Raw genomic sequence first — 20,904 nt, 5'->3', positions numbered from 1 at the left:
AATCCTAAAAAGTAACTACCATTTTTGTACCTGCTCCGTTTTTGTATGAGCTTGTGTGTTATTCATTCTTAACCAGAAAGCACCATCTGAAATAAATGCAATGATAAACCAGATAAACAATGACAATGGAATAATAACGGCCATTACAAAGTTCTTTTTCTCATCTCCAAGGTGCATGAAAACTCTTACGATCATAGCAGCTTTAAATACAGTAAGCCCAAGGAAATAAAACGCAAGCGCAACTTTACTGATATTGCCATTATAGTGTGCATATAAACCTACCAACACTTCTGCAGTAGTGATGATTGTAAGCCAAAGCGTAATCATCATAATTCTCCTTACTTGCTTTTTGCTGCCTGCTTCATCGCTATGATGAGCCAGAATGCCGGAATATAATTTTGATTGATCGCCTTCGTAATAATGTAATAAGTCGTCGCTGTTATGATGTGCAGACATATTTTTTAAGCTTTATAATATTTTAAAAATGCAAATTGAAATTCAGAAATCCTGATAGGAAGTACTTTATCTTTTGTACTTTATTACAATAGATAGAAACAAGTAAACACAAATACCCAAACCAAATCCACAAAGTGCCAGTAAAGACCTACTTTTTCAACCATTTCGTAGTGGCCGCGGCGTTGGTAAGTGCCATTTACTGTATTTACCAGAATCATTACATTCAATACCACGCCGGATAATACGTGCATACCGTGGAAACCGGTAATCGTAAAGAAGAAGTTGAAGAAGCTTGTAGTTGCATTCACACCATCCTGAATAGACATGGAAGCCCATACCTTAGGATTGTAAAAATGTTCTAAATCGTGTAATGAAGTTGTTTTAGGGTCAACAAAGCTTCCCCACCAGGCACCTTCACCATGTAAGTGAACCCACTCCCAGCATTGGCAGCTAAGGAATGCGATACCGCCGATGATAGTCCAAAGCAACCATTTAATAACACCTTTCTTGTTATTATGGTGACCTTCATGCACCGCCAATACCATTGTAACGGAACTGATAATCAAAATAAAAGTCATCAGACTCACAAACATCAATGGCAGGTTCTTTTCACCAAAGCCGGGAAATGACTTAAATACGTGGTTGGAATCAGGCCAGACATTACTGAAGAAACGTTTGGTACCGTAGCTAATCAGCAATGCCCCGAATGTCAATGCATCCGAAAGCAGGAAAAACCACATCATTATTTTACCGTAACTCAGGTTAAAGGGAGAGGTCCCTCCGTTCCATTTATTTGTATCCGCTGTAGCTGTAGAAGCTTGTGTCATAAGACTGTAAAATTTTTTTAATAGCTCGAAAGACGCTGCAAGTTAGTATTTGTTGTTTATTAATTAAAGGAACCGCGCAATATTTTTTTATTTATCAGCAGAAAATGCTCCCTTATTATTAAATTGTTTTATCTGTTTCCCATTTCAACAAGCTCAATAACTATGTAACGACTCATCTTGTCGAAGACAGAACGAGTCGATTTTATTTTACCTATTTGTAAGGAAAAATATGAAAAGATATATCCAGAGAATATCAACGAAATGCCAGTAAGTACCTGCAATTTCCAATGCATTGGAACTGTAATTTTTTACATTTCTGCTGTAAGTCTGAAGGAATAAAACAAATAACGCTACCACGCCACCCAATATATGCAAGGCATGTACTAAAATAATTACTATCAGATACTGGAACGAGACATTGTCTGCCCATTGCATATGGTTCAATAAATCTTTGAAGCCAAAATATTGTAATACTGTAAATGTAATGCCCAACGCAAAAGTAATACCTACCATGCTACGGTGTAATTGCATTTTCCGTTGCCTGAAGCTCCTCAATGCAAGCATAAGAGTGGCACTGCTTAATAATATAACTACTGTGGAAATGTAAAATTCAACAGGAAGCTTAATATTTTCCCAGTTGCCTTGAGATCTGCGTACAATATAACCGCTTGTCAATCCGCCAAACATCATTATGATGCTGCCTATTGCTATCCACATGGCAAACTTCTTCGGATTGATTTTCTTTCTTTGTGTGCTTTCTTGTGCAGTCATCATTGCGTGTAAATTTTTGCAAGATTAATTCTTCCGGTTAATCAGGGCCTGTCAATCAACAAAGCCAGTAGTACGGTCGGAAGATATATAAAAGAAGAGTACATCAGTCTTTTGGCCGATGCCTTATCGTTTTTCAAATAGAATAAAAAGGAAGTGAATGTGTACATAAAACCGCAACCAATACAAATCCACATACCGGTCTGGCCGCTTAAGCCTAACTGATGTGGCAACATTGCCAATGGAATCAGTGTAAGGCTGTAAAAAATACATTGTAATCCAGTAAAAGATGTTTTGCCCTGAGCCGAGGGCAACATGCGGATGCCGGCTTTCAGATAATCTTCATAACCCACCCAGGCAATAGCCCAGAAATGCGGAAACTGCCAGAAAAACTGGATTAGAAATAAAGCCCATCCGCCTAAGCCCAATTGGCCCGAAAGGGTTCCTGTTGCTGCAACCCATCCGATAAGCGGCGGTAATGCACCCGGAATTGCTCCAATGAATGTTGCAATAGGATGTATCTTCTTCATGGGCGTATATGCAAAACCATAAAGCAATAATGATAACAAACTAAGGCAAGCGGAATATAAATTGAAATAATAAGCAAGAATGAAGAAGCCGCTGACAGCTGAAACCAAACACAAAGCCCATGCCTCCGTAGTTCCCATACGCTCTGTAGGCAATGGACGGTTCATGGTGCGTTTCATCATCCGGTCGCTGTATCGTTCCAGAATCTGATTGATAATATTGGCGCCGTTTGTAATCAACATGCCACCCATGAAGAGCAATAACACCTTTGACCAAACAAAAGGGATGCCGGGAGCTATCAGATATCCTACCACACTGGAGAATACTACCATGAAGCTCAGGTTAGGCTTCATTAGCTGAGCATAATCGCGGATTTTCGCAACTGCAAAGGAGTATTCTTTTACTTTTATAGGCTCTTCCCGAAGCATGAATTGTATTAAAATTGATTATGGAAGACGGTATCGAGGCGCAAAGGTAAAAGTTTTACAGTTTTTTGACGGAAGAATTTTGGAAAGTGTCGAATCTTGCTGATTAATAATGACTTATAATGAATATCAATCAAGTATAAGCCATAAAAAGCGGGAGCTAATTGCTCCCGCCAAAAATTGCAGTTTAGGCTTAGTTCCGCTATGGCCAACGTTCAATGTATCACCTACACCGCAAAACTCTCTCCGCATGCACAAGTCCTGCTTGCATTCGGATTTATAAAGTGAAAGCCCTTTCCATTCAGGCCTGCTGTAAATTCTAATGTAGTGTCACAAAGATAAAGAAAACTTTTGATATCCGTTACCAACTTTATTCCCTTGTCTTCAAAGATTTGATCGCCCTTTTGAGGCTCATTATCAAAGTCAAGTTTATAGGAAAGTCCGGAACAACCTCCTCCCACAACACTGATTCTGAGGAAGTAATCAGGCCCCAAATGCTCTTCCTCGTGTATTTGCAATACTCTTTCTTTGGCCTTGTCCGTAATAAAAATCATGATAAAGTTTTTAATCTGTGTGCTTAAGCGGCGATTTCCGCAAAGTTAAATTTTATTTAAAATAAATCAATCAATATGTCTTAATCGTTTTATGGCTTTCCCGAAAATCTGAATTGCCATATTAATTTCCTCGTCCGTTGTAAATCTTCCCAGGCTTAACCTGATGGATTCTTTAATAATCGAATCTTCCAGATGCATTGCCGCCAAAACATGTGAAGGTTCTTTACTTGCCGATGTACAAGCTGAACCCAATGAAAATGCAATTTCGCCATTCAGCAGGCTTAGTAGCTTTTCTGCGCCAATCCCTTCAAAAGAAAGGTTTGTAACATTAGGCAATCTTTTTGCCGTATCTCCATTTATTATAACATTTCCCAAATTAACCAAACCGGTTTCCAATCTGTCTCTTAATTTTCTTATATGATCGCGCTCTTCCTGCAATTGCACAAAACAAAGCGCTGTCGCTTTACCCATCCCCACAATACCGGGTACATTTAATGTCCCACTTCTGAATCCCCGTTCGTGTCCGCCACCGTCTATCTGAGCAGCAATACTAACTCTCGGATTTCTTCTTCTGATATATAAAGCTCCGACACCTTTTGGCCCATAAAATTTATGTGCACTCATTGCCAGAATATCAATTTCATCTTCCTCCACATCCACCTTACATTTTCCGATTGCCTGTGTAGCATCCGAAAAAAATAAAACCTTATGCCGTTTTGCAATAATTCCTATCTCTTTAACCGGATGAATAACACCTGTTTCATTATTGGCATACATCAGCGCTATTAAAATCGTTTCCGGTCTGATGGCTTCTTCCAGTTCCGAAAGATTTATTAAACCCTTACTATCCACTCCCAAATACGTAACCTCAGCGCCTTGTTTTTCAAGATGTTGGCAAGTGTCTAAAACCGCTTTATGCTCTGTCCGGCAAGTAATAATATGATTGCCTTTTGAAGCATAGTTTTCATAAATGCCTTTCAGCGCAAGATTACACCCTTCCGTACTGCCTGAAGTAAATACAATTTCACTATCAGCGGCATTTATCAAACGGGCAATTTCTTTTCTTGCTTTAGTCACAGCCTCATCTGCAATCCAACCATAAGGATGTGTTTTTGATGCAGCATTCCCAAACTTCTCTGTGAAATAAGGCAACATGGTCTTCAATACTTCAGCGTCGCATGGCGTGGTAGCATTATAGTCCAGATAAATCATAGTTCATTAGCTTCCGTTCCAAAGTATAAAATTTCCCCGCAATTATTTCAATTCTTGTTAAACACAAAGCTGTTTATTTCAATTTCGAATTAATGCATTCGGACAAAATTAGCTTTAATGTTTTATTTTCGCCCTTTTGTAACCATTGCCTGTATTGATTTTCATATCTATAAAAACTATTAGTAAAAATGAAGAAAGTGGAACATATTGGAATAGCTGTAAATAACTTGGAAGTTTCCATTCCTTTATTTGAAAAATTATTGAACACAACTTGCTATAAAACAGAAACTGTTGCAAGCGAAGGCGTAAACACAGCTTTTTTTCAAACCGGCGAAACCAAAATTGAATTACTGGAGGCAACAATAGCCGAAAGTCCTATTACTAAATTTCTGGAAAAGAAAGGAGAAGGTATGCATCATATAGCTTTTGATGTGGAGGATATAGAAGCAGAAATGAAAAGATTACAATCAGAAGGTTTTGTGCTTTTAAATGAAAAACCAAAGCAAGGAGCCGATAATAAACTGGTTTGTTTCCTGCATCCCAAAGGAACGAATGGCGTTTTGATAGAATTATGTCAGGAAAGATCCTCACTATAGTTTATTGGATTAAAAGATTATTATGATTTACTAATTTTCCTTTAATCCTGATGAATCAAATTGTCATTTCCTAATATATAAAATCTAACATCTAATATCTTACATCAAATAAAATGCCCCCATCTGTTCCTGTAAGAACCGTACCTGTAGCCGCATTGGTTTTATGTCCGGATGAAATTTTTAATCACAACAGTATTTTTAATTCTTTACATGTCCGGGCCAACCAAAAGGTTCCGTTTGAAATGTTTCCTTTAGATGGTTCGCAGATTGAACGTTATTTTAATAAATATTCGGATGCAGCCAGAACTTTATTATCAAGATTTAATGACGAAGACATTGCTTTTGAAGTAAGCCAGTTAAAGAAAAAACATGCAAAAGAAAAATCCGGCATTCCCTTAGAACGTTTTCTCGATAAAACGGTAACGCGTTATATTCATGAATTGTTAAGTGATTTGATGAAGGCTGAACCGGATTTACGTACGTATCACCGCATTAAAAATCCTGAAAACAAAAGCTACCTCATATCGAGATGTACCATTCATAAGGCCTTGCCTGCATTACGGTTTGAAGTAGAAAAAGATAGTGACGGAGGTTTGTATATTCAACCCATCCTGCAATGCGGCGATACTATTTTCCCTTTGGACAAAGTGAAACGATATCGTTTCCTCATAGAAAACAATTCAGATTATTATCTTCTGCACCCCAATGATTATCTGACATTGGATTGGTTGGAAGCCAGTCAGCCACAGCAATACAGCCATAATCCTGTAATGCTTGCCCAGCGGATTGTTCAGAAGCTGGAAGAAACACATAAAGTAAACCGGAACAATCTTTTCTCTAAACGGGAGATTGATGCGGAACCTGTAAATTGTGTTTACCTGAGCGAGATAAGCGAAACAATGTTGATGTTTACCCCAAGGTGGAAATACGATGGTATTATTGTAGACGGAGAATGGAAGGAAAGACATGAAACTACAAGAAATGGTGAAGCTTATTCCATCGTACGCAGGCAAAAAAATGAATCCGATTTTACACAATACCTCCAATCGCTTCATGCAAATTTTGCAAAACAGAGTAATAAATTTTTCTACCTCAGTTTTGCAGATGCCAAAAAGAAGCAATGGTTTTTAAAAGTTTATCATGGATTGCTGGAGCAGAATTGTGAAATTATCGGTCTGGAAATGCTGCGTCATTTCAGGTATTCGGAATACAAAGCAAATACTGCAATGGCTGTTTTAAAACAGGAGGATGAAACACTTACCTTACAATTTCAGGTAACTTTCGGAAAAGAAAAGATAGCCCTGAATGAGTTGCAGAAATTATTACTGGCGGGACAAAACTCCGTATTGCTGAAAGATAATTCCATCGCCATTTTTGAAGATGCCTGGATGGCGCAATATGCTCCGATTGTTAAGCATGGGAAAATTTCAAAAGACGAAATTACCATTCCGCAATGGATGATGTTAAGCCTTGAAAAAGGAGAAGCTAAAGATGTTTTGGAACCAACTATAAACAAAGAATGGTTGCAGCGTTGGCAGAACTGGCAGGACGAAAATCAAACGGTTTATGAAATTCCGGCAAATATTAATGCTACGCTAAGGCCTTATCAGCATAAAGGTTTTGAATGGCTGGCTTTGTTGTCTGAAATAGGTGCAGGCGCTTGTCTGGCAGATGATATGGGCTTGGGGAAAACCTTGCAAACCATTACTTTCTTGTCCTGGCGGCTACAGCAAAACCCGGAATCCAGGCATATTATCACCTGCCCGGCTTCTCTTATTTACAACTGGAAAAATGAATTGGAAAAGTTTGCTCCCGCATTAAAAATCTTTGTATATAATGGCTTGCAAAGAAACCTCGAATCCTTTTTTACAGAGGGTTGTAACGTGCTTATTACAAGTTATGGTACGATGCGGAGCGACATTGAGGAGCTAAAAATCATTCCCTGGGATACGGCAGTAGTCGACGAAAGCCAGAATATAAAGAATGTGCAGGCACAAATAACCAGAGCTGCCAATCAGTTGGATGCCAAAGCGAAAGTAGCTTTGAGTGGTACGCCCATCATGAACAACACTTTTGATTTATTTGCGCAGCTTAACTTTTTATTGCCCGGTATGTTTGGCGGACAGGAATTTTTCAGGAGAGAATATGCCAACCCGATTGATAAAGACGGAGATAAAGAGAAAATAAAAGCATTGCAAAAAATGACAGCGCCATTTGTGCTGCGCCGTACGAAAGAGCAGGTAGCCCCCGATCTTCCGGAAAAAACGGAAAGTGTGCTTTGGTGCCAGATGGGTGAGGAACAAAAAGCGTTGTATGAAGTTGTGAAAAATCAAATCAGGGACAGTATTTTTCTTAATATAAAATCCAGCGGGTTAGAAAAAAATAAACTCAATATCCTTGCCGGCATTATGAAGCTGCGGCAGGTTTGCGGAGCGCCTTCTTTAATGGAAGAAAACAAAGATTTTCAGGAGTCGATCAAAATTGAAATATTGATGGAAGAATTGGAAAATCTTAAACATAACAAGACACTTGTTTTCTCCCAATTCAAAGGCATGCTTCATTTAATTGCAGCAAAATGCAGGGAACAAAATATCTCTTATTTCCATTTTGACGGCGATACGCCTGTGGAGGAAAGACAACGAATGGTAAGTGAATTTCAATCGGAAGAGGACAATACAAAAGTATTTTTAATAAGCCTTAAAAGCGGAAATGCAGGTTTAAACCTGACAGCTGCCGATTATGTTTTCCTTGTTGACCCATGGTGGAATACTGCCGTTCAGCAGCAAGCCATAGACAGAACACATCGTATCGGGCAGACTAAAAACGTATTTGCTTATAAAATGATTTGCAAGGACACAATTGAAGAAAAAATCATAGCCTTGCAACAGAAGAAAAGGGCCTTGTCAGAAGATTTAATCAGCGCTGAAGAAGGTTTTGTAAAGAACTTAAGTGAAGAAGACGTCGCTTATTTGTTTGGATAACAACAATGTGGAATTCGCCGGTGAAATAATAATGATTCTTAGTCCTTAAATTTTTTATTTTTGCATTCATATTTGTCGAAAAGCTGATAAATATCTTATACACGTATTTTTTGAATTCTGCCATTCATGCAAATAAAAATCGCCCATTCCTTATTCATTGATGAAACACCGGGAAAAGGCCGTGGCGTTTTTACACGTGAAGATTTGCCCCCAATGAAAGTAATAGAAACATCGTCTGTATTGGTGATGGATGCCGCTGCGCGGCAATTATTAGATCAGACCACCTTGCACGACTATATTTTTGAATGGGGTTCCGACGAAAATCAATGTTGTGTTGCCTGGGGGTATGTTTCTATGTACAATCACAGTTATGAAGCTAATTGTGAATATTTTATGGATTTTGATAAAAATGTTATAAGTGTCAAAACCGTAAGAAAAATATTACAAGGCGAGGAACTGACCATTAATTACAATGGTGATTGGGATGATAAAAAACCGGTTTGGTTTGAAACCCATATTGAATAATCTGTCCGTTTTTATTTTTAAAAAAGGAGAAATAATGAAAGGATTTTACATTTTTCTGTTGACTTTAACATTTGGGTATAACAGCTTATATGCGCAAAATCAGGATGTTGCTATTACACAAACTACTGCAGCAACACCAAAAGACAACATCGCAAGATTATATCCGTTCGCTGTGATGGATGTAGGAGTAGGCGTTGGTGCAAGCTTCGAAAGATTGTTCGGCCAAAAAAAGAATCTCGGTTTAGTATTGCCCGGCTTTTTAATACTGCAAAGCAATTCCAACCCGGCAACGGTCGATCAAAACAATAAAAGCTACGATGCTTATTTTTACTTTGCTCCCGGATTTAAATTTTACCCTAAAGGACATAAAAAGTTAACCTATGCTTTTGGTCCATCGCTGATGTTCGGTTTTTGCAACAGCAAATTTGAGATTCCGGGCACAAACGATAAGGGCGAGCCCATAACCGCAACTGTAAGATATGCCCGTAAGCGTTTTGGAGTTTTGGCTAATAATTATGTAACGCTGGAATTCGGCAAATATTTCGATATTGGGCTGGAAGGCGGTTTGGGTGTTTGTTATTTCGACAGAGAAAGCTACAAAGGTCCTGAATTCTATCCGGGCGACCCTTCCAAAAATAAAGGAGTAGATATAACCGGTCAGTTTTCTTTATCCATAGGTTATAAGTTTTAAACTCCTTTTCAGGATAGTACATTTAAATAAACAACAAATAATACACATTATGCTTCGAAAAATTGCAGTGTTAACTTCAATTATTGCCTTGACTTTTCAATCCTTGTCTGCTCAGGAAAGAGATTTCAGAAAAGAGAGAGCCGAATTGGCCAGACAGGAAAGAGAACAAAAAAAACAAATGCGTCAGCAGCCTGTTACAGATTACGGAACTAATATCTTAAGCCTCGCTCCGTTTGCGGTATTGGATGTGGGTGTTGGTGTCGGAATAAGTTATGAGAAGATTTTTGGTGCAGACCAGAATCTTGGAATTGTCTTACCTGCTTATATTTTGTTTAATGATTTTGAAAATGACTCCTATTACAACGATAATAATTCAGGTTCTTATTTTTACTTTGCCCCGGGCTTAAAAGTGTATCCTTTTGGGCAACGCAAAACAACTTATGCTATCGGTCCGAATTTATTTGTTGGAGGCGGTACAGGAAAAGAAGTGCAATACGATATGAATGGTTACATGTACACCCAGGAAATATCAAAATTCAGGTTGGGCATTCTTATCAACAACTATTTGAATTTTCAGTTTACAAAGAACTTCAACCTTGGCTTACAAGGGGGCTTGGGTGTAAGATATATTGACAGAGAAACCTACGGCGGCTATACCGACAGTAAAGGAATGGACGTTACCGGACAGTTTTCCGTTACTTTAGGATATCGTTTCTAACAGAAGATAATCTCCTTTGAAAAGCAGGACACGAAACAGAGGTCCTGCTTTTTTTTGTCATTTTTGAAATTTATTATAAATATTGCTGCTTTATTTTCCTCCAAACCGGAGTATATTATTAGGTTAAGTAAAAGAAGGTAGTAAATTTGCTGACCTTTAGTTTTTTATTATGCTAAGTATATATTTCAAAGAACTCCGTTCCTTTTTCAGTTCTATAGTCGGATATGTGGTTTTATTAGTGTTTCTGATTGCTTCAGGAATGTTTCTCTGGGTTTTCACAGATACCAGCATTTTGGATTACGGTTATGCATCTATGGAGCAGTTTTTTACGGTGGCGCCATGGCTATTGTTATTCCTTATTCCTGCCATAACCATGCGTTCCTTTGCTGACGAATTTAAAGGAGGAACCATAGAATGGCTTTCCACAAAGCCTCTTTCCACGAGAGCAATTATTTTTGGTAAATTCTTTGCCGCATTGAGCTTGGTAATTATTGCAATTTTGCCTACCATGCTCTATATATTCAGTATCAATTATCTGGCAATGGAAAATGCTGCTCTGGATATGGGTGGCATAATAGGCTCCTATATCGGGCTGTTATTTTTGTCCGCAGCATTTACGGCAATTGGTATTTTCTGTTCTGCGCTTACCGATAATCAGATTGTAAGTTTTCTCGTTGCATTCTTCTGCTGCTTCCTGCTGTATTTTGGTTTTGAAGCATTGAGCCGTGTGGCGGCATTCCGTGGCGGTGCAGATTTTTACCTGAGTCTTATCGGCGTGGATTACCATTACAACAGTATGAACCGTGGCGTTATTGATACCCGCGACGTAGTATATTTTCTGTCCTTAGTTGCTTTGTTTATAACACTTACGCAATTCACCCTTGTAAAGAAAAAAGCATAGATACCTTTGATTGCAACCATATATAAATCTACCGGTAGTTTTTACCTCGCCTATGATGCATCGGGCAGGAAATGGAATTGCCGCGTAAGAGGTAAATTGAAAATCGACACCGATATTTCTTCGACCAATCCTATAGCTGTTGGCGATATAGTAGCGTTGACGGTAGAGAATGAAGGAGAAGACAGCGCTATTATAATGGATATAAAGCAGCGCAATAATTACATGGTGCGTACTTCTCCTCATAACAAGCATCAGAAACATATCGTCGCAGCGAATATCGATCTTGCATTATTGGTGGCTACCATGGCAGAGCCGCGCACTTCAAACGGCTTTATTGATCGCTTCCTCATAACCGCAGAAGCCTATCATATTCCGGCAATTATTGTTTTCAATAAATCCGATTTGCTGGAAGGCAAAAGCATGGAGGAATATGAAAACAGGAAAGCCATTTATGAAAAGATAGGTTACAAAACCTTTCTTGCAGCCGCAGAAAAAGGACTTGGCCTTGATGCGCTTGCAGATATGTTGAAAGATAAAACCACTTTGTTCAGCGGGCATTCCGGAGTGGGGAAAAGTACATTAATCAACTATTTCATACCGAATCAGAATTTAAGAGTACAGGAAGTTTCGGGATGGAGCGGCAAAGGGCAGCATACCACCACTTTTGCCGAAATGTTTGATTTGCCGCAAGGCGGCCGTATTATTGATACACCCGGCGTAAAGGAATTTGGAATTGTAGATATGGAAAGGGAAGAGCTTTCGCATTATTTCCCCGAGATGAAAGTGCTGATAAATGATTGTAAGTTTAATAATTGTATTCATATAAACGAGCCGGGTTGTGCTGTAAAAGCAGCTGTGGCAGCAGGAGAAGTAAGTATGGAACGATTTGAAAGTTATATTGCCATCCTTTCAAGTCTTTAATAACAAATACTTATCATCTTAATGCTTGATGTGCCTGTACCTTTGCGGCTGTCAAACTACAATGAAACGTTCATAATAAGTTTTCGTTTTTATAAACAAAAGATGAAGATTTTATAATGATAAGTTCCATCCGACTATAAAAAAATAAAAATTACGGATGAAAAATCAACGGATTACGGTCTTTCTGGTTTCCTTCTTTATATTACTTGGAGCAGGATTCTTTATTTTTTACTATCCCGCAATCAAAAAAAGCAAACAACCGGACATAGCCGTGGTAGGTGAACCGGGCCAGAATATCAGGCCGTTTTCTTTTTTGAATCAGGAAGGCGATACCATTACCGAAAAGGTGATGAAAGGAAAGGTTGCAGTAGTGGAATACTTCTTTACCACTTGTAAAGGTATTTGTCCGAAAATGAATGAGAACATGGCAAAAGTGTATCAGGCATTCAGGAATGATGACAATGTTGTAATCCTTTCTCATACGGTTGACCCCGAGCGTGACTCTGTTGCCGCCATGAAGGCTTACAGCCTGCGTTTTGATGCAGACCCCAAACATTGGATGTTTCTTACGGGAAGCAAGAAAGCGCTGTATGACCAAGCCTACTACAGTTATATGATGACCGCTGTTGAAGAAAGAAATCCCAATATTGACGAAGACTTTATTCATACGCAGAAATTCGTATTGGTTGATAAAAAAGGTAGGTTGCGTATGCGCCTGACATCTAAAGGCGAAGCGGAAGCTTATGACGGAACCAATGAAAAATCGGTGGCACAACTGATTGAAGATATCAAGCTGTTGGAAAACGAAGAATAACCTTTCATCCTTTTATCGATTCAGAAAATGCAGGAACTCAGTCTGACGGAAGCGCAGCAAAAGGTGGACGAATGGATTAAAACCATTGGCGTAAGGTATTTTGAACCGCTTACCAATCTGGGTATTCTGATGGAAGAAACCGGAGAGCTTGCCAGATTGATGGTACGTAAATACGGTGAACAGTCTTTTAAAGAATCGGATAAAGGAAAAGAGCTGGCAGATGAAATGGCTGATGTACTTTGGGTTCTGATGTGTCTCGCTAATCAGACAGGCGTTAACCTGAACGAAGCTTTACAGAAGAATTTTGAAAAGAAAACGAACAGAGACAAACAACGTCATCAGGATAATGAAAAGCTGATGTAAGGATAACCGGCTCCGGCAATAACCGGTAAACATGCTGCCAAAATGAATTTTATATTTTGAATACCCGCAAAGCTCCCAAACTATGCGGGTATTTTTCTTTATTTTTGAAGCCTTCAACAATCTTTGTTTTAAATGAACCGAAAAATTGCAGGCTTATTCCTATTGCTATTTTGTATTCCTAAATTAAATTTTGCTCAAAACAGACTTAAGACAAATAATACCGTCATCTGGCTTAATCAATTTCATACAATTAATATTAACGAGCATATTGCAGTACTGGCCGAATATCAATGGCGCAGGACCGAAGGGTTGAAATCATGGCAACAAAGCCTGTTACGCGGCGGCATTCAGTATAAATTCAAAAACGGACTGAGTGTGTTGGCCGGTTACGCATGGACCGAAACCTTTCCCTACGGCGATTATCCACCCAAAGCTGCGCAGCCTTTTCCTGAACACAGAATTTATGAGCAGGTAATATGGAACGATAATATAGGAAGGGTACTGCTGAATCATCGCGGCAGACTGGAACAACGTTTTTTGGGCGTTTTAGACCCTGCGGCAACTGACGGGAGAGCTATTACAAAATGGAATTACCTGAACAGATTGAGGTATCAGCTGAGGGTTACACTACCCCTTAATAATGCAACCCTGACTGACAATACTTTTTATACCGCTGCATTTGATGAGATATTTATCGGTTTTGGTAAAAATGTAAATGCAAATGTTTTTGACCAGAATAGGATAGGCCTGGCATTGGGTTATAAACTCAATAAGCGTCTTGGTTTTGAAGTTGTGGCATTTAACCAGACCGTTCAGCAAGGCGCACAAATAGATGGCAAATCTGTTTTTCAGTATAATAATGGCTTTATGCTGAATGCCAACTTTAACTGGAATTAAGCTTCATGGATAATTTTATGGGAATTGTATCCGAGTTAATGTTCTATCTGCCTTATTGAATAAACATATTGTTCGCCGGAATTACCTGAAATAATAATGGCTGCACCGAAAGATGCAGCCATTATTATTTTTATAGCGAAAATGCTTTTTATCTGATAATAGGCAATGTACCCTTCGGATTATAAAGCCTTTTTAATGAATCTACAATCTTTGTAGTGTCCGAAGCTAAAGAGGTAACAGGAATTACAACAAAATAACTGCCTGAATCTTTGGCGAATACTTCCACTTCAGCATGGCCGTAAGATTTCAGCTTGTTTGCGCGGCCTTCGGCTCCCTGCCTTGTAGGATAAGAATTCAGGGCAACTTTATACTGAATCATTCCATCTGCACTTGCAGGCGCATTGGTCACAGCAACGGTATCAACCGATGAAGCTGTGCTATCCGGAATAACAACTGTTGGCGGAGCAACTTCCTGCTGAACGGTATCAACCGGAGGAACAGCATCTTCTGTTTTGTTCTTATTTAAGGTCATGAACAGGTAAATGCCACCCGCAATAAGTATTATAAGAATACCGGCCAGCGCACCTATCTTGCCCCAGTTAACAGAAGGTGCTTTGTATTCAATCTGCTCATTTGCCTTCGGTTCGCGGATATTGGTACGTTCAATGATATTGCTTAATGCTTCCTCTTTCTTTGCAGTTACAGCATCGCTGTTTCTGAAGTAAGGAATCGCCTTTCCTTCAATGTGCAATGATGGATCTTTTACAAATTGAATGCTGCCGTTATTTGGCTGCAGGCTGCCGATGCCGGGAATGATTACTGATTTTCCTTCCTTTAAATCTGCTTTTGCTGCTGCACAGAAATCTTTCAGGTGATTGGCGGCATGTGCAATACTGATGCGTTCATTATTCGCAATGAAATTCGCAAAAGAATCATCGATGGAGCCACCTTCCTGCCGGTAAACAATATCATAAGCAGGAGCAGACATTTCTTTTGTCTCTTTATTATATACAGCCGGGCGCTTTTGTACTATTAGGCTGCCGATGCCCGGTAAAAAGCAATATTCATTTTTCAGTAGGAATAATCCAACATAATTTGCTATGTCCATCGATTCTGATTTATTAAAGCCCCGTTCAATTAAGGCCGAATGTACAATTTCATTTAAAATTTAAACCTGATTCCGCCAATTATATTAAAACCATAAGAATCATACTGGTTCCAACGCTGGTAATGGCTTCCGAAAATGTTGTTCAATTGAACAAAAGCAGAAAGCCTTGGTATAATATTGTATTCTGCGTTGGCGCTCAGGTCCACAAATGCCGGCATCGTACGGTTAGTGCCATCTGCATTAAGCGCATACATGCCATTCCAGAAATCCATATTCACATTTAAATGCAATTGCTGCAAAGGATGGAAATACAGGTTGCCGGTCAGTTTGAAAGCCGGTTCATGGTAAGCTTTGTCAAAGGTGGTGGTTTTGTAAAAATTATACCAGGATGCGCTTCCGCTTACGCCGAAGGTATTCCCTACCTGATACCTGATAAATGCGTCTATGCTGATGGCCTGTACTTTATTGTCATATACTACATCAAAAACCTTGCCATCCTGTTCCGTTACATAATCATTTACAAATAGGGCAAGATGTTTATACTGGTGCCATGCAGCTGTTCCTCCGAATGAAATGTGCTCTCCGAATGCAGACTCGAAGCCTCCATACACCTGGTCGGTCTTGGTTTGCTGTATATTATAATCATTATAAATAAAAGGATTTTTCTGGCTTAACTGTTGGTAAGTATTCTGATTCAGGCCGCCTTTCCAGCCCGCAACCAATGCCAGTCCTTTTTTGAAAATTCTTGTGTTCAGAGAGATATCAGGCAATAAATAACAAGTGCTGTTTTTGCCCCAGGTCGGGCTCACGCCTATATGGATATTCGATTTTTCGGTAATGATATCCAAAGCCGGATTTACCTGCAGGTAATTATTATTGGTAGCTATAAAGCTGTTTTCAAATCGCGTGAAATTACCTTTCAACCCCAGACTGAAAATCATGGAAGAATCATCAATCGGCATATAGGCCGGTATGTCAAAAGCAAAGTATCTTTCTTTTGCTTCAAATTTATCGCCATACAAACCGAAGCTTACATTTGGTTTGTACCAGATGTTCATGCTGTTATTCATTTGCGTATTCTCTGCGCTCAATGTCAGGTTGACGCCCGTAAATGCCTGTTTGATGGTATTTTTCTGATATTCATAAAGGTCATGGTCATATCCGTAAAGCGTATTGCCGTTACGAAGGAAATTAACGGAAGCTCCTATAGCATGGCCCGATGTAAAATACTTCCCGCCGGCATCAAGATTTGTCCTTGACGATTGCTGGTTTTCTATATTCCCCTTTTGCGAAAGATGGGAGAAATGAGCGCTCAATTCATAATCGTTTGTTTTAACGCTGCCAACGCCTGCATCAAGATATAACGAAGATAAATTACCGTAACCAAGCTTTACATAATTCTGAAAAGGCATGGGAGACTTGGAAGCACCCAAAGCCAGAGGCCTGATAGGAACAGAATGATAGGTATAACTTAAAGTCTGTTGCGGTACTTCATACTGAAATCTGGGCTTGACAGTATCAACTCTTGGCAAAGACGGTATGATAACCGGTTTGGAAGGTTTGGCAATTTCAGGTTTATATGTCTGGGTAATTTCAATTGTCTGGTTATCTATAGTAGTATCGTTCTTTTGCTGTGCATGCAATGCAATGTCGTTTATAAAAAACGAACAGGCCAGAAACGAAATATATTTAGTGTACTTGCGCATGTATAAATATTGTGCTGTTTATTCTTCTGAAAGTTTTGAAGTGGATTTTTCCAACTGCTTTACGTTTGCCAGTTTCTTGGTCGCTTCGTCTTTAACATCGGCATAGCTTGTGTTCTTTACAATACTTTGTAAAGTAGCTTTTGCATTGAAGTAATCTTTTTGTTCAGTAAGTATATCAGCAATAAGGATATAGTCTTTCACGGTCCAGTAATCGGAACCGCCCGAAGCCTGTGCGGCATAGCTGGCCTGCTCTTCGGCCTCTTTTAATTTATGTTGCGAGAAAAGTATTTCCGCCATCCGGTATCTTGCCTCTCCGCTTGCCACACCTAAATTCATTTTATCAATAGCCTGGTACAAAGACATGGCTTCGTCAAACTGACTGTTGTTCTGCAAAGATTTGGCTTTGTAAAGACGCGCTTCGTTCTGGGCATTTACATTTATTTCCGGTAGCGATAAAAGCGTGTCTGCATACGCATTGGAAGCTGCAAAATCTTTGTTTTCGTAACTTGTAATCAGCAAACCTGTGTATGCTTTTTGTAAGTTATTGTTGTCCAACGCTGCGCTGCGCAAGGCTTTATAATATTTCTGAGCGGCAACATAGTCTTTATTCTGATAAGCTATTTCAGCAGCGCGTGCAGCTGCATCATCCGAAAAGTCGCTCCATCCTGCATTTACAACAGCATCATAATCAGGCAGGGCTTTTGTTTTGTCCTTTAACTGATAATAGCTTTCAGCTCTGTAATAATGCGCTTTGTTGGCATTATTGCCATTCGGAAATTGATTCAGGTATTTTGTAAAACCATCTACGGCTTTTGTCCAGTTGTTGTTTCCGAAGTCAGATTCCGCAGCAGCATAATAGGTTTGTTCGATGCCTGCATCGCCTTCTTCCGGCATATTGTTTTCTTTCAGGAACTGTGCATAAGCTTCAGGCTGGCTTGTGCTGATATATAAATTGCGTAAAGCATCAGTCGCTGCGGCTCTGTCGGGAGCCGAAGGATAAGCAGCAATATATTTTTTGTAAGTGGTAATAGCTTCCTTATCCCTATCAGCTACCTGATAACTGTAAGCCAATTTGGATAATGCTTTCGCACGAAGGTTATCCTGAATGGATGTATTTTCCGACAGTGATTTCAGAAGGTCGATTGCCTCGCTGTTCCTGCCCGATTCCAGATAAGATACGGCTAATTCATACTGAGCTTCATCTTTGTATTCTGAAACAGGATATTTGCTGACAAGGTTATTCAGTATCTGGATTTTTGCATCGTTATTGCCTTGCAAACCAAGTATCAGGCTCTTCTGATATTTGGCATAATCCGTATTGCCCACATTGGCATTGATGAATTTGTCATAAAGCTGTATAGCCTTGTCAAAGTCTTTCTGCATAAAGGCAGCATCTGCCTGACGCACAATAGCATCCGAAGCAACCAAATCGTTATACCCTGAATTGCTGGTTGTATTTTGCACGGAAGCAAAGGCCGTAGCAGCATCGTTGTATTGACCTAACTCCAGTTGGGCATACCCGATATTAAAGTTTGCATTCTGTACCGTTGCCTGGGGGCTTATTCTTCGCGCAGCATCTTCCTGCCCTTTTACTCTGTCCAGAAATGTCTGGGTGAACTGGATAGCCTGCGGGTAACGTTTTTCTTTGTAAGCAATATCGCCTTTCCAGAAGTAGGCAATTGCTTCATAAGTATTATTGATGGGTTGTTGCAAAGAAAGGTTTAGCACGCTGTCTGCTGCTGCATTCTGATTGCTCTGCATCAGTTGTATAGCGCGGCCCAGACCTACTTGTTGGTATAATGCCCACATGGCATCATCTTTTACAGCCATGTCGCTCATGATGGCGAATGCTTCGCTGTAATTGCTCGATTTTGTCAGTAAGCCTGTAAGCAGCTTTTGTGCTTCAGGTGTAAATTTAGAGTTTGGATAAACTTTGATAAAGTCATATAGCTTGCGCGTAGCAAGGCCTTCAATGCCCAACTCGTAAGAAAGCTTGGCGTAAAGGAAACTTGCGGCTTCTTGCTGCGAAGGATTGTAGTCCATGTTGGCGCAAGTTTCAAAGGCATTACGTGCCCCTTTTTTGTCGCCTATTTTCAGGTAACAATCGCCCAATAAATACATGGAAGTCTGTCCGAGAGAATCCTGTGCATTGCTTAAAGGTTGGAATCTTTCAATAGCTTTCTGCCATTTTTCCAGACGGTAATAGGTATAAGCCAATTCATATAGTTCCTCTTTGCGGATTTTTTCCGAATTGTCGTAATAATGTTCAAAGAAGGGCAATGCCTCTTTAAATTTCTTTTGCTCAAAATAAGTCTGTCCCGTCAGCAAATGCATTTCCTTGTCGTAAAACAATTTGTCAGATTTGCGCAAATATCTGTTGGATAAGGTCAGCACCTGGTCGTAATTTCCTTTGAAGTAATTGATTTCGGCTTCATAATAAGGAATAATGTCTTTGTATTCTTCCTGATTATGGATGCGTTCAAAACTCTTTAATGCCAACTCATAATCCTTATCATTATAAGCCAGTAAACCATAATAATAGTTGCCGGCCAGGTAATATTTATTTTCAGGCAATTCTTTTATGGTGCCAAATAGTGGTTTTGCCCTGTCAAACTTCTTTTCGTTGAAATAACTGTAAGCCAGTTCAAATTTTGCATCTGCGATTTCATTATTACTCAGATTGTCGATACCGGCAATTTCATAATAAGTGATAGCATTTTCCAGATTGTTTTGCTGGAAATAGTATTGCGCCAGCGCAAAGGCCGCACGTTGCTTGTAAACAGGATTGACTGTTTCATCAATGTAAAGCGTAATTTCAGGAACTGCATTTTTATTATTAGCTTTGAGATTGCTTAATGACAAAATGTATTTAGCCTGCTGAATAGCAAGCGATAACGTTTTATCATTAAGTGTTTCAGTGGGCTGAATATGTTGGCTTAAAAACTCCTGAATAGTTTTGCAAGCAAGGATATAATGGCTTTGCTGAAATTGTTCAATGCCATGTTTCAACAAATTGTACTCTTTACTGTTACTTACGGGAATCTGACCGCAAGCTTCAGGGGAAAAAGAAGATAAGTAAAAGGCGGAAAAAACGCCGGAATATATAAAAAATCGCTTTAGTGAATGGCCCATTAAATGATTGTGTTATACTGTAAAACGCGTATGTTTTACGGATTATGTAAATTAATCATTTTTATCAAATGCAGCAAAGATAAACAATTGAGATTGTGTTTTGTGTAACCAAAATATAAAGATTTGTTAGCCTGAAAACTGTGTGTTTTAAAGATAAAAATTGTATTGTTTATTTTAAAAATATTTTATTCCTGCATTAAACTTTCTAACAATGACGAAAGCAGTTGGTTATATACTTTTAATTTGTGGCATTTGTAGCATATTGTCCTGCGGCGGAAAACTTGAGCCTAACAAAACAGGCTTTGAAAAACTGCAGACAGAACTGATTTCAAAATATGGTGCAGATGCTTATTATACGGATATACAATTGACATTAACCACAGAATCTGAGGTTTCTGCTTTGGTGACGGAAACGAAAGATCCTTCTTCCATGAAGCAGGAACAATGGTTGCGTTATGGTGGTGGAGAATGGGAAAAGCAAGCAGATGTTATATTTTCTGTACAAGGTGCTGAAGCCAAATCATTCATGTTTCAGTTGAATAAAGAAGTGAGCCTTTCGACTATGAGCGATTTGCTTGAAAAATCAAAAGCTCAGCTGGCAAAGGAGAAACAAATAAAAGACCCTGTTTTTGTATCTGCAGTGGTAAGTTCCAAGCATCAGATGAATTCAAAAGAAACAGGTATTTTTTATTATATCACTTTATTGGATAAGGCTTCCCAAAAGGATTACAGGTTTGTATATGACTTGAAAGGGAATGCTATGAGTTCTTTAGACGAGTAA

20 protein-coding genes are annotated in these 20,904 nt (G+C 39.2%); 11 read left to right on the top strand and 9 right to left on the bottom strand.

Annotated features, from left to right (window positions below; genetic code table 11):
* Nucleotides 1–15 precede the first annotated feature (15 nt).
* The 6 genes from F0919_RS06645 to F0919_RS06620 form a co-directional block, all read right to left on the bottom strand.
* Nucleotides 16–456 carry a cytochrome C oxidase subunit IV family protein gene (locus F0919_RS06645; protein WP_150031924.1) on the bottom strand — a complete coding sequence of 147 codons (441 nt, stop codon included), beginning with the start codon at nucleotides 454–456 and terminating at the stop codon, nucleotides 16–18.
* A gap of 83 nt (nucleotides 457–539) precedes the next feature.
* Nucleotides 540–1,283, bottom strand: coding sequence for a cytochrome c oxidase subunit 3 (locus F0919_RS06640; protein WP_150031923.1), 744 nt, complete (start codon nucleotides 1,281–1,283; stop codon nucleotides 540–542).
* Between the two features lie 207 nt (nucleotides 1,284–1,490).
* Nucleotides 1,491–2,057, bottom strand: a complete 567-nt coding sequence (locus F0919_RS06635) for a cytochrome c oxidase subunit 3 (RefSeq protein WP_150031922.1) — start codon at nucleotides 2,055–2,057, stop codon at nucleotides 1,491–1,493.
* Between the two features lie 38 nt (nucleotides 2,058–2,095).
* Nucleotides 2,096–3,007: a heme o synthase gene (cyoE, locus tag F0919_RS06630; RefSeq protein WP_150031921.1), complete on the bottom strand. Its 912-nt coding sequence runs from the start codon at nucleotides 3,005–3,007 to the stop codon at nucleotides 2,096–2,098.
* 224 nt (nucleotides 3,008–3,231) lie between these two features.
* Entirely contained in the window at nucleotides 3,232–3,558 is a 327-nt protein-coding gene (locus F0919_RS06625; RefSeq protein WP_150031920.1) for a HesB/IscA family protein, read from the bottom strand.
* 66 nt (nucleotides 3,559–3,624) lie between these two features.
* Nucleotides 3,625–4,770 (bottom strand): cysteine desulfurase family protein, encoded by a 1,146-nt coding sequence (locus F0919_RS06620; protein WP_150031919.1) that lies wholly within the window; start codon nucleotides 4,768–4,770, stop codon nucleotides 3,625–3,627.
* Between the two features lie 188 nt (nucleotides 4,771–4,958).
* On the opposite strand from F0919_RS06620, the gene mce reads away from it, so the two are divergent.
* From mce to F0919_RS06570, 10 genes are all read left to right on the top strand, one after another.
* Nucleotides 4,959–5,366: a methylmalonyl-CoA epimerase gene (gene mce / locus F0919_RS06615; protein WP_150031918.1), complete on the top strand. Its 408-nt coding sequence runs from the start codon at nucleotides 4,959–4,961 to the stop codon at nucleotides 5,364–5,366.
* A 113-nt stretch (nucleotides 5,367–5,479) separates the two neighbouring features.
* A complete protein-coding gene (locus tag F0919_RS06610; protein WP_150031917.1) occupies nucleotides 5,480–8,347 on the top strand; it encodes a DEAD/DEAH box helicase in 2,868 nt (955 codons plus the stop codon).
* A 126-nt stretch (nucleotides 8,348–8,473) separates the two neighbouring features.
* Complete coding sequence (locus tag F0919_RS06605) at nucleotides 8,474–8,872, top strand: SET domain-containing protein (protein WP_150031916.1); 399 nt, start codon at nucleotides 8,474–8,476, stop codon at nucleotides 8,870–8,872.
* A 34-nt stretch (nucleotides 8,873–8,906) separates the two neighbouring features.
* On the top strand, nucleotides 8,907–9,563 hold the full coding sequence (locus tag F0919_RS06600; protein WP_150031915.1) for a hypothetical protein: 657 nt from the start codon (nucleotides 8,907–8,909) through the stop codon (nucleotides 9,561–9,563).
* A 49-nt stretch (nucleotides 9,564–9,612) separates the two neighbouring features.
* Nucleotides 9,613–10,281 (top strand): hypothetical protein, encoded by a 669-nt coding sequence (locus tag F0919_RS06595; protein WP_150031914.1) that lies wholly within the window; start codon nucleotides 9,613–9,615, stop codon nucleotides 10,279–10,281.
* Between the two features lie 169 nt (nucleotides 10,282–10,450).
* Nucleotides 10,451–11,182, top strand: a complete 732-nt coding sequence (gene gldF / locus F0919_RS06590; RefSeq protein ID WP_150031913.1) for a gliding motility-associated ABC transporter permease subunit GldF — start codon at nucleotides 10,451–10,453, stop codon at nucleotides 11,180–11,182.
* A 6-nt stretch (nucleotides 11,183–11,188) separates the two neighbouring features.
* Nucleotides 11,189–12,103, top strand: a complete 915-nt coding sequence (gene rsgA, locus F0919_RS06585) for a ribosome small subunit-dependent GTPase A (RefSeq protein ID WP_150031912.1) — start codon at nucleotides 11,189–11,191, stop codon at nucleotides 12,101–12,103.
* 157 nt (nucleotides 12,104–12,260) lie between these two features.
* Nucleotides 12,261–12,917: an SCO family protein gene (locus F0919_RS06580; protein WP_150031911.1), complete on the top strand. Its 657-nt coding sequence runs from the start codon at nucleotides 12,261–12,263 to the stop codon at nucleotides 12,915–12,917.
* 27 nt (nucleotides 12,918–12,944) lie between these two features.
* Nucleotides 12,945–13,280 carry a nucleotide pyrophosphohydrolase gene (locus tag F0919_RS06575; protein ID WP_150031910.1) on the top strand — a complete coding sequence of 112 codons (336 nt, stop codon included), beginning with the start codon at nucleotides 12,945–12,947 and terminating at the stop codon, nucleotides 13,278–13,280.
* A gap of 132 nt (nucleotides 13,281–13,412) precedes the next feature.
* Nucleotides 13,413–14,177, top strand: coding sequence for a DUF2490 domain-containing protein (locus F0919_RS06570; protein WP_150031909.1), 765 nt, complete (start codon nucleotides 13,413–13,415; stop codon nucleotides 14,175–14,177).
* A gap of 148 nt (nucleotides 14,178–14,325) precedes the next feature.
* Here F0919_RS06570 and F0919_RS06565 read toward each other — a convergent pair whose 3' ends face one another.
* The 3 genes from F0919_RS06565 to F0919_RS06555 are packed head-to-tail and all read right to left on the bottom strand — an operon-like array spanning nucleotide 14,326 to nucleotide 20,123.
* Nucleotides 14,326–15,285: an HU family DNA-binding protein gene (locus tag F0919_RS06565; RefSeq protein ID WP_150031908.1), complete on the bottom strand. Its 960-nt coding sequence runs from the start codon at nucleotides 15,283–15,285 to the stop codon at nucleotides 14,326–14,328.
* A 53-nt stretch (nucleotides 15,286–15,338) separates the two neighbouring features.
* Nucleotides 15,339–16,991, bottom strand: coding sequence for a porin family protein (locus F0919_RS06560; protein ID WP_150031907.1), 1,653 nt, complete (start codon nucleotides 16,989–16,991; stop codon nucleotides 15,339–15,341).
* Nucleotides 16,992–17,009: 18 nt separating this feature from the next.
* Complete coding sequence (locus F0919_RS06555; RefSeq protein ID WP_150031906.1) at nucleotides 17,010–20,123, bottom strand: tetratricopeptide repeat protein; 3,114 nt, start codon at nucleotides 20,121–20,123, stop codon at nucleotides 17,010–17,012.
* A gap of 211 nt (nucleotides 20,124–20,334) precedes the next feature.
* Here F0919_RS06555 and F0919_RS06550 point away from each other — a divergent pair, with 211 nt between their 5' ends.
* Nucleotides 20,335–20,904 (top strand): hypothetical protein, encoded by a 570-nt coding sequence (locus tag F0919_RS06550; RefSeq protein ID WP_150031905.1) that lies wholly within the window; start codon nucleotides 20,335–20,337, stop codon nucleotides 20,902–20,904.

Origin of the sequence: Taibaiella lutea, assembly GCF_008629695.1 — a bacterium.
GTDB lineage: Bacteria > Bacteroidota > Bacteroidia > Chitinophagales > Chitinophagaceae > Taibaiella > Taibaiella lutea.
The sequence above is the reverse complement of the archived record's forward strand: the minus strand, read 5'-3'. Positions and strand labels throughout refer to the sequence as shown.

Bases quoted from the DNA above. Each gene is read 5' to 3' on its own strand.
- F0919_RS06645 (WP_150031924.1), bottom strand. From the start codon at position 456: ATGTCTGCACATCATAACAGCGACGACTTATTACATTATTACGAAGGC.
- F0919_RS06640 (WP_150031923.1), bottom strand. From the start codon at position 1,283: ATGACACAAGCTTCTACAGCTACAGCGGATACAAATAAATGGAACGGA.
- F0919_RS06635 (WP_150031922.1), bottom strand. From the start codon at position 2,057: ATGATGACTGCACAAGAAAGCACACAAAGAAAGAAAATCAATCCGAAG.
- cyoE (WP_150031921.1), bottom strand. From the start codon at position 3,007: ATGCTTCGGGAAGAGCCTATAAAAGTAAAAGAATACTCCTTTGCAGTT.
- F0919_RS06625 (WP_150031920.1), bottom strand. From the start codon at position 3,558: ATGATTTTTATTACGGACAAGGCCAAAGAAAGAGTATTGCAAATACAC.
- F0919_RS06620 (WP_150031919.1), bottom strand. From the start codon at position 4,770: ATGATTTATCTGGACTATAATGCTACCACGCCATGCGACGCTGAAGTA.
- mce (WP_150031918.1), top strand. From the start codon at position 4,959: ATGAAGAAAGTGGAACATATTGGAATAGCTGTAAATAACTTGGAAGTT.
- F0919_RS06610 (WP_150031917.1), top strand. From the start codon at position 5,480: ATGCCCCCATCTGTTCCTGTAAGAACCGTACCTGTAGCCGCATTGGTT.
- F0919_RS06605 (WP_150031916.1), top strand. From the start codon at position 8,474: ATGCAAATAAAAATCGCCCATTCCTTATTCATTGATGAAACACCGGGA.
- F0919_RS06600 (WP_150031915.1), top strand. From the start codon at position 8,907: ATGAAAGGATTTTACATTTTTCTGTTGACTTTAACATTTGGGTATAAC.
- F0919_RS06595 (WP_150031914.1), top strand. From the start codon at position 9,613: ATGCTTCGAAAAATTGCAGTGTTAACTTCAATTATTGCCTTGACTTTT.
- gldF (WP_150031913.1), top strand. From the start codon at position 10,451: ATGCTAAGTATATATTTCAAAGAACTCCGTTCCTTTTTCAGTTCTATA.
- F0919_RS06580 (WP_150031911.1), top strand. From the start codon at position 12,261: ATGAAAAATCAACGGATTACGGTCTTTCTGGTTTCCTTCTTTATATTA.
- F0919_RS06575 (WP_150031910.1), top strand. From the start codon at position 12,945: ATGCAGGAACTCAGTCTGACGGAAGCGCAGCAAAAGGTGGACGAATGG.
- F0919_RS06570 (WP_150031909.1), top strand. From the start codon at position 13,413: ATGAACCGAAAAATTGCAGGCTTATTCCTATTGCTATTTTGTATTCCT.
- F0919_RS06565 (WP_150031908.1), bottom strand. From the start codon at position 15,285: ATGGACATAGCAAATTATGTTGGATTATTCCTACTGAAAAATGAATAT.
- F0919_RS06560 (WP_150031907.1), bottom strand. From the start codon at position 16,991: ATGCGCAAGTACACTAAATATATTTCGTTTCTGGCCTGTTCGTTTTTT.
- F0919_RS06555 (WP_150031906.1), bottom strand. From the start codon at position 20,123: ATGGGCCATTCACTAAAGCGATTTTTTATATATTCCGGCGTTTTTTCC.
- F0919_RS06550 (WP_150031905.1), top strand. From the start codon at position 20,335: ATGACGAAAGCAGTTGGTTATATACTTTTAATTTGTGGCATTTGTAGC.